Annotated in this window: 7 protein-coding genes; all 7 read left to right on the top strand. The window is 67.8% G+C overall.

What is annotated here, in order from left to right; genetic code table 11:
• Positions 1-34: 34 nt before the first annotated feature.
• Complete coding sequence (locus AC1RRF_RS16065; RefSeq protein WP_492836342.1) at positions 35-1,636, top strand: MASE1 domain-containing protein; 1,602 nt, start codon at positions 35-37, stop codon at positions 1,634-1,636.
• Between the two features lie 130 nt (positions 1,637-1,766).
• Positions 1,767-2,705 (top strand): D-alanine--D-alanine ligase, encoded by a 939-nt coding sequence (locus AC1RRF_RS16070; protein WP_492836344.1) that lies wholly within the window; start codon positions 1,767-1,769, stop codon positions 2,703-2,705.
• Positions 2,693-3,586 (top strand): cell division protein FtsQ/DivIB, encoded by an 894-nt coding sequence (locus AC1RRF_RS16075; protein WP_492836346.1) that lies wholly within the window; start codon positions 2,693-2,695, stop codon positions 3,584-3,586. The genes AC1RRF_RS16070 and AC1RRF_RS16075 overlap by 13 nt, the downstream gene beginning before the upstream one ends.
• 11 nt (positions 3,587-3,597) lie before the next feature.
• Positions 3,598-4,923 (top strand): cell division protein FtsA, encoded by a 1,326-nt coding sequence (gene ftsA / locus AC1RRF_RS16080; protein WP_492313716.1) that lies wholly within the window; start codon positions 3,598-3,600, stop codon positions 4,921-4,923.
• A 247-nt stretch (positions 4,924-5,170) separates the two neighbouring features.
• The gene (locus tag AC1RRF_RS16085) at positions 5,171-8,533 is read left to right on the top strand and encodes a TonB-dependent receptor domain-containing protein (protein ID WP_492836348.1); all 3,363 of its coding nucleotides are present in this window, start codon (positions 5,171-5,173) and stop codon (positions 8,531-8,533) included.
• 325 nt (positions 8,534-8,858) lie between these two features.
• Entirely contained in the window at positions 8,859-10,439 is a 1,581-nt protein-coding gene (gene ftsZ, locus AC1RRF_RS16090; RefSeq protein WP_492836350.1) for a cell division protein FtsZ, read from the top strand.
• 353 nt (positions 10,440-10,792) lie between these two features.
• Positions 10,793-11,692 (top strand): UDP-3-O-acyl-N-acetylglucosamine deacetylase, encoded by a 900-nt coding sequence (gene lpxC, locus AC1RRF_RS16095; protein WP_492836352.1) that lies wholly within the window; start codon positions 10,793-10,795, stop codon positions 11,690-11,692.
• Positions 11,693-11,714 lie beyond the last annotated feature (22 nt).

Here is an 11,714-nt window from a genome sequence, read left to right on the forward strand (position 1 = left end):
CCTCCGTTCACCACGTTTGGCCCAGCTTGGCGGCATGATCTCTTTCCCGCTCCGGCCCGGTCTGACGCCGGCTCGCCTGATCGCGCTTGTCGCGCTCGGTCTGACGGCAGGCCTGTTGTCCTACGCCTCCTCGCTGTTCTTCGAAGGCACGCCGGGCATAACCGCCTTTTGGCCGGCCAACGCCTTGGTGCTGGCCTACGTCCTGCGGGTCTGCCGGACGCCGCGGGAGAGCCGGCTGGCGCTGGCGGTGACGCTGGTCGGAATGGTTACGGCCAATCTGGTCATGGGACGGCCCGTCGAGGTCGCCGTGGCCTTCCCGATCGCCAATGTCGTCGAGATCGCCGTGGCCGCGTGGTTCATGCGACGGATCGCCATGCCGTTGTGCGGTCTGCGCGACCTGCGTCAGTTCCTGCTGGGCGCCGTGCTGGGCGGCCCTCTGGCCTCGACCCTGATCGCCGCCTTCTTCATGTGGGTCCGGCTGGGGATGACCGGAGAGGCGCTGGCGGGGGCGGCGGGCACATGGCTTCTGGCCGACATGATGGGCATGGCCATCGTGGCGCCCTTCGCCCTGTCGCTGGGGTCTGTCGTTCGTGGCGCATGGCTGAAGGGTCTGGCGGCGCCGTTGACCATCTGCGGCGTCTGTTTCGTTCTGTGCTGGCAGGCTCAGGTCCCCGTCATCTTCCTGGCCTTCCCGCTGGTGGGGTGGGCGGTGCTGAGGGATCGCGACCGGGGCGGAGCCCTGGGCGTGGGGGCCGTGGCCATCGCCGTGATCGGCGCCGCCTTGCTGGGGCAGGGGCCCATCGCGCGCCTGCCGCAGTTCGGCGTGGACCCCGGCATCGCCGTGCCGGTCTTCTTCGGCGCGCTGGTCCTGACCGCCTATCCCCTCGCGGCGCTCTTGAAGGAGCTGGATGTCGTCGCCGCCGAACTGGACCGCCGCCGCGCCCTGGCCGAGACGGACAGCGCCGCCAAGTCCCGGCTGATTGGACAGGTCGGCGAGGATCTGCGTTCACCCCTGACGGGTGTGGTCACGGTCGCGGAGATGTTGAGAAGCGGTCGCCTGGGCGAACTGAACGAGCGTCAACGGGACCTTCTGGCCCGGATCGCCGAGAGCGGCGCGGAAATCGAGAGCCTCAGCCACGAGATGGTGGCGCTGGCGGACGGCGGCGGACGGGAGCCACGGGCGTCGTCGGTCGCGGAGGTCGTGGAGGCGGCCATCGGCTCGGCCCGCTTCCGCGCCAATCGCGCCCAGGTCTCACTGCAGGCGCTGTCCGGCGAGCTCTACTGGCGCGCCGGCATAGACGCCGACCGCCTGAAGCGGCTGGTTCAGGACGCCCTGGGCGCCGCCGTTGACGCCGCTCCCGCAGGAACGACCGTTCGGGTGGTTGTCGGCCTGGCCGGCGAAGATCACCTGGAGGTCACCGTCGAGGACGCGGGCGCACGGACCCTGGCCGAGCGCGAAAGCCGCTTCGCCACGGCCCGGCGCACGTCCCCGGCCGCGGACGGGGTGGCCTTTGATCGCGCCGAGCTGCGCCGATTGGGCGGCGATCTATGCTTCGGTCCCGGCGCCCTGGGCGGTGGGCGGCTGACAATCGTGCTGGCGCGCGCGCCGAACGAGGCCGCGATCAGGGCGGCATGAGTTGGCGGGCGGCCGTCGTCGTCGAACGGTCACCCTCAATTTATCTCGCCCCGGGCCGCTTCTGGTTAAGGCTTCTTAACCGTCCCCACGGCAATCGGTTGGGGGGCGCTGAAGATGCCCGGAGCCGATCATGACCCGCCCGCTTTCCGATCTGCACGTCGCCGTCCTGATGGGCGGGCTGTCGTCCGAGCGCGAGGTCTCGCTGAGCTCGGGCGAGCAGTGCGCGAAGGCTCTGGAAGGGCAGGTCGCCAGGATCACCTGCGTTGATGCGGGCCGCGACCTGGCCCAGGTGCTGACCGCGCTGAAACCCGACGTGATCCTGAACGCCCTGCACGGGGAATGGGGCGAGGACGGCTGCGTCCAGGGCATCCTTGAGACCCTGCAGATCCCCTACACCCACTCCGGCGTCCTGGCCTCGGCCCTGACCATGGACAAGGACAAGACCAAGTCGATCCTGCGCGCCGCGGGCGTCGAGGTGCCGGGCGGCGGCCTGTTCGACCGGTTCGAGGTGGCCCGCCGCCACGTCCTTCCGCCTCCCTATGTGATCAAGCCCAACGCCGAGGGATCGTCGGTCGGGGTCTATCTGGTGCCCGAGGGCGCCAACGGTCCGCAGGCCGAGGTTGGATCGCCCGACTGGACCTATGGCGAAGAGGTGATGGTCGAGCCCTACATCCGGGGCAAGGAGCTGGCGGTCGCCGTGCTCGGCGAGGCCTCGGGCCCGCGCGCCCTGACGGTGACCGACATCACGCCGGTGAAGGGCTTCTATGACTATGAAGCCAAGTACGCGCCGGGCGGGTCTGTCCACAAGCTTCCGGCCGAGCTGCCGGCCCATGTGTTCGAGGCCGCGATGCGGGAGGCCGAGCTGGCCCACAAGGCATTGGGTTGCCGAGGCGTTAGCCGGTCCGACTTCCGTTATGACGATCTTAAGGACGTTCTGGTCCTCTTGGAGGTCAATACCCAGCCCGGCATGACGCCGACCTCGCTCGTTCCCGAGCAGGCCGCCTACTGCGGGATGGCATATAAAGACCTGGTCCGGTGGATGGTGGAGGACGCCTCATGCCCGCGGTAGTTCGCGGCGGTCGGCGACAGAGTTCGAACCAGCCCGCAAAACGCGGCGCGGCTCCCGGAAACAAGGGGCGCGGCCGCGCACCTCGCAACGCCCAGGCCATCCCCGGCAAGATGGCGGCCATCGGCCGCCTGGACCTGTCGCCGCGCGCGGTGGTGATCTCGATCGCGGCGGGCGTGCTCCTGCTGGGCGCCGTGCTGGCGACCGGCGCGCGGGCCGAACGGATCGGCGCCTCGATCGGCCACGGCCTGGACGGCGTGACCGCCGGCATGGGTCTGAAGCTGGACAAGGTCTACATCGAAGGCGAGAGCCCCGAGGCCACCGCCGCCATCCAGCGGGCGGTGCAGCTCAACGCCGGTCAGGCCATGACCTCCATCGACCTGAACGCTGTGCGCGAACGGGTCGAGGCGGTGGGTTGGGTCAAGTCGGCGCGGGTCGTACGCCTGCTGCCGAACACCCTGATCATCGATGTCACCGAGCATGACCGTCTCGCCGTCTGGCAGATGGCCGGCCAGGCCTGGGTCATCGACGGCCACGGCAAGGTCATCCCGGGCGCCGACGCCGGCCGCTATCCCAATCTTCCGCTGGTGGTCGGCAAGGGCGCCGAACAGGCCGCCGCCGAGGTGCTGCCGCTGATCGCCCAGCGCCCGCGGCTGATGAGCCGGCTGGACGCCCTGGTGCGGGTGGACGAGCGCCGCTGGGATCTGCGCCTGAAGGACGGCAGCCTGATCCAGCTGCCCGCCACCAACCAGGACGCCGCCCTGATCCAGCTCGACGAGATGGACCAGCGCCGCCGCCTGCTGGAACTGGGCTTCGCCCGGATTGACCTGAGAACGCCGGAAGAGGTCGCCGTCCGGCCCTCGGCCGACGACGGTAGAGCTTGAGAGGGCAGGGGATGGCCGGACGGTCTGTGGACAAATCTGTTGACGGTCGGGGCGCGGCGGGCCGCGCGCCGGTCGTGGCCGCGCTCGACCTGGGCCAGTCCAAGGTCGGCTGCTTCATCATGAAGCCCGAGGGCGTGCGCCACGCGGACCGGACCATCCGGGTCGCCGGCGCCGGTCACGTCCAGTCGCGCGGCATCAAGGGCGGCGGCATCATCAGCATGGACGAGGCCGCCCAGGCCATCGGCCACGCCGTCGAGCGCGCCGAGCGCGCGGCCGGCTCGCCGGTCTCGGGCGTCGTCGTCACCACGGCCATCGGTCAGATGGCCAGCCACCGCGTCCAGTCGCGCGTCTCCCTGAGCCAGAACCCGGTCGGCGACGCCGACCTGGCCCGCGCCATCGGCATGGCCCTGGCGCAGATTCGCCTGCCCAACCGCCGTCCGATCCACGTCCTGCCGATCGCCTGGTCGGTCGACGGCGCGCGCGGCGTGCATGATCCCCGCTCGATGCGCGGCCATTCGCTGGGCCTGGACCTGCTGGTCGTCTCCATGGCCGAGAGCGCCTTCACGGCCCTGAGCCACTGCCTCGAACTGGCGCACCTGGACCTGCAGGGCGTGGTCGCCGCGCCGGTGGCCTCGTCGCTGGCCGCGCTGGAAGACGACGAGATGGATCTCGGCTGCGTCTGCATCGACATGGGCGGCGGCGCGACCTCGGCGGCGGTCTGGGGCGGGCGCAGCCTGCTGCATATCGAATCGCTGAACGTCGGCGGCGATCACGTCACGGCGGACATCGCCCGTGGCCTGTCGACCTCGCGGGCGGGCGCCGAGCGGCTCAAGACCCTGCACGGCTCCGCCATGGCCTCGGCGAACGAGGACCGCGAGATGCTGGAGGCTCCGCCGCGCGGCGAGGATCCGTCGGCCGGACCGGTCGTGGTGCCGCGCGCCATGCTCAAGACCGTCATCGCCCCGCGCGTGGAAGAGACGCTGGAGCTGCTCCGGGATCGCCTGCGCAGCGCCGGCGTGGGCCTGGAACCCGGCGCCGGCCTGGTCCTGACCGGAGGCGCGAGCCAGCTGAACGGGGTGCGCGAGCTGGCCGTGCGGGTGTTCGACCGCCCGGTCCGCCTGGGCAAGCCGCAACGGGCTCCCCACCTGGCCGACGCCGCCTCCGGTCCGGCCTTCTGCTCGGCGGCGGGCGTGCTGCTGCGGGCCGCCTACGGCCCGCGCGAAGCCGTCTCGGCGCGTAAGCTGATGTCACGGCAGATCACCGCAGCGGACGCTCCCAGGGCCCATGCCGGCGGCCTGGTGGCCCGCGCAGCGGGCTGGTTGCGCGAGAACCTTTAAGGCGCCGCCGAGGCGGACTGTGGCGCCCGCAGGGTCGCATTTTGCCGCTATCTCGCCGCAAGGGGCCGTTTTTCTCGCTTGGATGGCGAGACTGTGTCCGGATTGTAACAACTCAGGTCTCGAGTGGTCGCCATGCGGCCACATTCTCTTGTCGCCGCCATCTTTGCTGCTAGCGTGCCGAGAGAAGCAGTGTGCCGTTCTGTGACGGTCGCTGCGTCCTGCATCATCATCGGTTGGGGCCCAACACATGCTAATCAAGCGCAAGTACCTCTTTGGCACGACGATCCTGGCGGGGGTCATGGCTGTGGCGGCTCCGGCCTTCGCTCAGAGCCAACTTCCCGGCGTGACCGTCCAGGGTCAGTCGACCCAGGACGCGACCGATCTCGGCGAAGTCGTCATCACCGGTTCGCGTATCCGTCGTGACCCGACGAACTCGCCGACCCCGCTGATCCAGGTCAACCGCGAGCAGCTGCTGGAAACCGGTCTGACCACCGTCATCGACTACCTGGCCACCATCCCGGCCCTGTCGAACTCGGTCGTTCCGTCGGATACGACGGGTTCGGGCCTGAACGACGGCGGTCTGTCGCTGGCCAACCTGCGCTCGCTGGGCTCGAACCGCACGCTGACCCTGGTTGACGGTCGCCGTCACGTGGGTTCGCAGGGCGGCGCCCTGGCGGTGGACGTCGACACCATCCCGCGTCTGCTGATCGAGAACATCGAAATCATCACCGGCGGCGCCTCGTCGGTCTACGGCGCCGACGCCGTCTCGGGCGTGCTGAACTTCGTGCTCCGCAAGGACTTCGAAGGGATCGAGCTCGACGTGAACCTGGCCACGATCAACGAAGACGGCCAGATGCAGCGCCGCGTTTCGGGCCTGATCGGCAAGAACTTCTTCGACGACCGCCTGAACGTCTACCTGCACGGCGAGTACGAGCTGAACGACGAAGTCACCTCGATGGACATCGACTGGCTGCGTCGCGGCACGCTGTTCCTGGAAGATGACCGCGATCCTCCGGGCAACACTGCGTTCGGCCCGAACGTGGACGGTGTCTGGGACAACGCCGTGTTCTCCGGACTGCGTCGTATGGACCGCCCGCGGTGGGGTCAGACCACCCTGGCGAGCCACGCTCGTCCTTCTCCGCTGACGGATCCGGACGTGCCGAACCGCGGCTGTACCGCGGTCAACAACATCGACTGCTACTCGGTCCAGCCGGGCCGTACCTTCTGGTACGAAGGCAACACCGCGCGTCCGGCCAACTTCGGCACCCGCGTGTTCCAGGCCTCGACGGCCACGACCGGCGTGAGCCGTCCGTACAACATCGGCGGCGACGGCGACAATCCGGCGACGTTCGCCACCGGTTCGCGCGTTCCCGAGTCGGAATCCTACCGCTTCCAGACCGGCGCGACCCTGAAGCTGACCGACAACATCTCGGTCTACGGTGAAGCCAAGTACATCGACGAGCGCACCTTCGACCAAGGGCAGCCGACGTTCTTCGATATCTTCCTGACCAACAGCGCCAGCCTTACGCCGGTCAACAACACCAACCGCATCCTGAGCACCAGCCAGTTCCTGATGCGCTGGGATGACAACGCCTACCTGCCGTCCAATGTGAAGACGGCGATCGGCCTCAATACCTACGACACCTACGGCTTCGACGTTAACGGCAACGTGATCGTGACCGGCAACACGGCCAATCCGTCCGCCGCCCACCAGCTGTTCGGCCCGGATCGCACGCAGACCAACACGCGTGAAATCCAGCGTTACGTTCTGGCCTTCACCGGCGACTATGATCGCGTCGCCTTCCTCAACAACTTCCGCTGGGATCTGTCGTACACCTTCGGTCGCCTTGACAACGTGAACCGCGAGCGCGGCGTCGACGTGCTCCGCTTCGCCCTGGCCGCCGACGCCGTGGTCGACACCGCCGGCATCATGGGCACCCCGGGCGCCATCGTTTGCCGCTCGTCCCTGGAGTACCGTCGTAATCCAGCCGCCCTGCTGACCGACTGGGCTTCGCCCGTCGGCGCCAACCTGCAGGACACCCCGGAAGGCCGCGCGGCCGTCCAGAACTGCCGTCCGCTGAACGTCTTCGGTAACGGCAACCAGTCCCAGGAAGCCCTGGACTATGTCGACGCCAGCATCGCCGTCCGGGAAATCAATGAGCAGCAAGACGCCACCTTCGTGGTGTCGGGCGAGCTGTTCGATCCGTTCGGCGCAGGCCCGATCGGCGTGGCCCTGGGCGCTGAATGGCGCAAGGAACTGACCTCGGCGATCGGCCGTAGCGCCGATACCGGGAACCGCACCCTGTTCCTGAACACCGGCCCTGACTTCCCGGAAACCGCCTATGAGTCGAAGGAATACTTCGCCGAACTCTCGGTGCCGCTGTTCCGCGACAGCTGGCTGGGCGAATACGCCGAGCTGAGCGGCAGCTACCGTCAGTCGGAATACTCGACTGTCAAAGGCAAGGCCGACGTCTACGGTGTGAACTTCACCTACCGTCCGATCCAGGACATCGCCTTCAAGACCAGCTTCAACACTTCGGTGCGTATCCCGCAGCTGGCCGAGAACTTCCGTCCGCTGACGCAGACCTTCGCCAACGGGTTCGTCGATCCCTGCGCCACCGCGCAGATCGCCAACCTGCTTGACCCGGTGGTCCAGCAATATCGGGTGGTGAACTGTGAGCGTCTGGCGGTGCTCGACGGCTTCGGCGGCGTCTTCAACTGGACCAACCCGGCGGCGACGAACGCTTACGCTCCGTCCTATACCTCGGGGATCGGCGGCTCGACCGGCGGTAACCCGACCCTGCGTCCGGAAGAGTCGGAATCGTTCACGATCTCGACCGTCATCCAGCCGCGGTTCATCCCGAACTTCTCGCTGACCCTGGACTACTACGAGATCACCGTCACCGACGTGATCGCGTCCCCGAGTGCTGCGGGTCTGGCTGACGCCTGCGTCAGCTCGGGCGACCAGCTGAACATGGATGCCTGTAGCCTGATCTTCCGTAACGGCACCGGCACCACGCCCAGCGAGCTGTTCCGCGTCGGTTCGCCGGCCAACAACGCCGGCTTCATCCAGCGTCCGATCAACTACGCGAAGCTGGTGACCCGTGGTCTGGACTTCGACGTCCGCTACAGCCTGGACACCGAAGAAGCCTTCGGCCGTAACTGGGGCCGCTTCGACTACTCGCTGGGTGGTCTGTGGCTGATCCAGCAGGACAACTTCCTGAACACGGCCAGCCCGAACTTCTACGATCCGCTGGCCAGCACGCTGTTCTACCCGCGCGTCCGGATGACCTCGCGTCTGACCTGGTCGCCGACGGACAGCTTCGCCGTCACCTGGTCGGCTGACTGGCAGACCGCTCAGGACCTGACCAACATCCGCAACCTGGTCAACAACAGCGACAACCGTCCTCTCGAGTACGCTCGTACCGGCAACTTCGTCCGGAACGACATCTCGGTGCGTTGGGATGTGACGGATCAGGCGACCCTGCGCTTCGGTGTCACCAACGTCTTCGACGCCGAGCAGGACGAAGTTCTGGGCACGACCCTGTACTCGAACTTCGACCCGTACGGCCGTCGCTTCAACATCGGCCTGAACTACCGCTTCCAGTAAGCGGACCGGTCAGACCACAAGGAAGGGGCGGCTCTCACGGGCCGCCCTTTTTTTGCTGTTCGCCCGATCGGCGCCGTCCAGATCATTTCGTCTTTGATCTGAACGCTTCTGAAAGCCGCATTCCGCACGGGTCCAAGTCCACGGCGGCGAAGACTTCTGCGGCAAAGGTTAATGAAACTCGTGGCTAGAGCTCCGACTCAGCCTATCCGGTAACACTCCCTTAAGCAGTTCGGGCGCTTGCTTAACGCGCCCATAACCAATGCGATTCGGCGGGGTTTTCGCATCGGGACTGCAAGGGCAGGGTCGGAATTTAGGGTCGGAAAACATGTCTCTCTCGCTGGTGCGTCCGCAAGCTACGGAATTGAAGCCCCGCATCGTCGTCTTCGGCGTCGGCGGAGCCGGCGGCAACGCCGTCAACAACATGATCGACGCCGGTCTCGAGGGCGTTGAGTTCGTGGTGGCCAACACCGACGCGCAGCACCTGTCGTTCGCCAAGACGGACCGCCGCATCCAGCTGGGCGAGACGATCACGCAAGGCCTGGGCGCCGGCGCCCACCCTGAGGTCGGCATGAACGCCGCCGAGGAATCCGCCGAGGAAATTTTCGGGCACCTGGATGGCGCCCACATGGTCTTCATCACCTGCGGCATGGGCGGCGGCACCGGCACCGGCGCGGCCCCCGTCATCGCCAAATGCGCGCGTGACCGCGGCATTCTGACCGTCGGCGTGGTGACCAAGCCCTTCACCTTCGAAGGCCGTCACCGCATGCGTCTGGCCGAGGCCGGCATCGCCGAGCTGCAGCGCTACGTCGACACCCTGATCGTCATTCCGAACCAGAACCTGTTCCGCGTCGCCAACGAGCGCACGACCTTCGCCGACGCCTTCGGCATGGCCGACCAGGTGCTGCACTCGGGCGTGCGTTCGATCACTGACCTGATGATCCTGCCGGGCTTGATCAACCTGGACTTCGCCGACGTCCGCGCCGTCATGTCCGAGATGGGCAAGGCGATGATGGGCACCGGCGAGGCCACGGGCGATGACCGCGCCTTGATGGCGGCCCAGAACGCCATCGCCAACCCGCTGCTGGACGAGACCTCGCTGAAGGGCGCCAAGGCCGTGCTGGTGAACATCACCGGCGGCATGGACATGACCCTGCTGGAAGTCGACGAGGCCGCCAACGCCATCGCCGGCGAAGTGGACGCCGACGCCAACATCATTTTCGGCGCGGCCTTCGATCCCGCCCTGGACGGCAAGATCCGCGTCTCGGTCGTCGCGACCGGGATGGAGGACACCTCGGCGGTCGCCAAGGCTCCGCCGTCGGCCGGCTCGGTCTTCGAGACCCGCCGTCCGGCCCCCGCCTTCGCGCCGCGCGCGCCGGAGCCGGTTCGCAACGAACGGGCGGCCGAGCCTGTTCGCACCGAACTGCGCAACCGGGCCGAAGAGGCGCCGATCGTCCCCACCTTTCAGTCCGCTCAACCGACGTACGGCGCTGTAGCCCAGGCCCCCGAGGCCCGGCCTGAGCCGGTCATCCACGTCGCCGAAGAGCGCACGCTGGAGCCGATCGTCGATCCGTGGGTCGAGGAATATGAGTCCGGCCCGCGTACGGCCGCCGAAAAGGCCCCGCAGGCCCAGGGCGAGCTGTACCTGGACCGCGCCGCCGCTGCGGCCGAGCCCGCGCCGCGTCCGGAACCGGCCTATGACGACTATGACGACCGGGACCACCGCAAGAGCGGCTGGAGCCTGTTCGGCAAGAAGCGCACCCAGCCGCAACCGACCTATCCGGCGGGCGGCAACCGCCAGACGGAAATGCGCCAGACCACCCAAACCCAGCCGACCGTCGAGCCGGAACTGGGCCAGGCCGAGGACGATCTCGAGATCCCGTCCTTCCTGCGCCGCCTGGCCAACTAGACGACCCGCGCATCGCCCGCATCGCCGCCCCGGAGGAGACTCCGGGGCGGTTTTGCATGGGCCGGACGCCGGGGCATTCCCGTTCGGGACGGGGAGGGACTCGGCATGACCCGGGGAAGCATCGCGGGCGGCGCGGCCCTGCTGCGTGGGCCACCTCGCGCGAGCCCCCGGGGCGCGGTCTCAATCTACGAGGACCCGGACGTGATCCTCATCACCTGACGAGCGAACTCCGTTTCAGACCGAAACAATCCGAAACCCGACTTTGATTTTCCGCTTGTTCACCATCCTCTAGACCGTCGATGGGGCGAACTCCGCACGTAGAGGCGGAACGCAAAGATGCAGAGAGTTTGAGTTTGTCGGTCCGCAACGACCATCTCCAGAAGACGACCGTCGCGCCCGCGATCATCGCCGGCGTGGGCGTGCACACGGGCGACCGCGTGCGCCTGGCCGTGCGCCCGGCGCCGGTCGGCACGGGCATCGTCTTCGTGCGCACCGACATCACCGACCGCGACAACCGCATCCCTGTCTCGGGCGAGGCCGTCATCGACGCCCGCCTGAACACCATGATCGAGAACGCCGCGGGCGTGCGCCTGTCGACGATCGAGCACCTGATGGCCGCCTTCGCCGCCCTGGGCGTGTCGAACGCCGTGGTCGAGGTGGACGGTCCCGAGCTGCCGATCCTGGACGGTTCCGCCCTGCAGTTCGTCCAACTGCTGGATCGCGCCGGCTTCCGTCGTCAGCCGGAACCGGTGCGTTATATCGAGATTCTTGAGCCGATCCGGGTTCAGGACGGCGACAAGAGCGCCGTGCTGCTGCCCTGCGACCGTTATGAAATGCGGTTCGAGATCGATTTCGACACCCCGGTCATCGGCAACCAGGTCGTGGACTTCGTCGTCGACGAGCAGACCTTCCGCGATCAGATCATGGCCGCCCGCACCTTCGGCTTCGCCCATGAGGTCGAGGCCCTGCGCAAGGCCGGCCTGGCCCGCGGCGGTTCGCTGGAGAACGCCGTGGTCATCGACGGCGACCAGATCCTGAACCCCGGCGGGCTGCGGATGGAGCGCGAGTTCGTGAAGCACAAGGCGCTGGACGCCATCGGCGACCTGTACGTGCTCGGCGCCCCCCTGCTGGGCCGCTACGAGGGCGTGAAGGCCGGCCACGCGATCAACAACCTGCTGGTCCGCGAACTGCTGGCCAACCCGCAGGCGTGGCGCGAAGTCGTGCGCGTGCCCGAGCTGGCGATGGCCGGGTGAAATTCTTTTAATTTTTAAGAAC

It is taken from the genome of Brevundimonas sp. GW821-FHT12C05, from assembly GCF_058807475.1.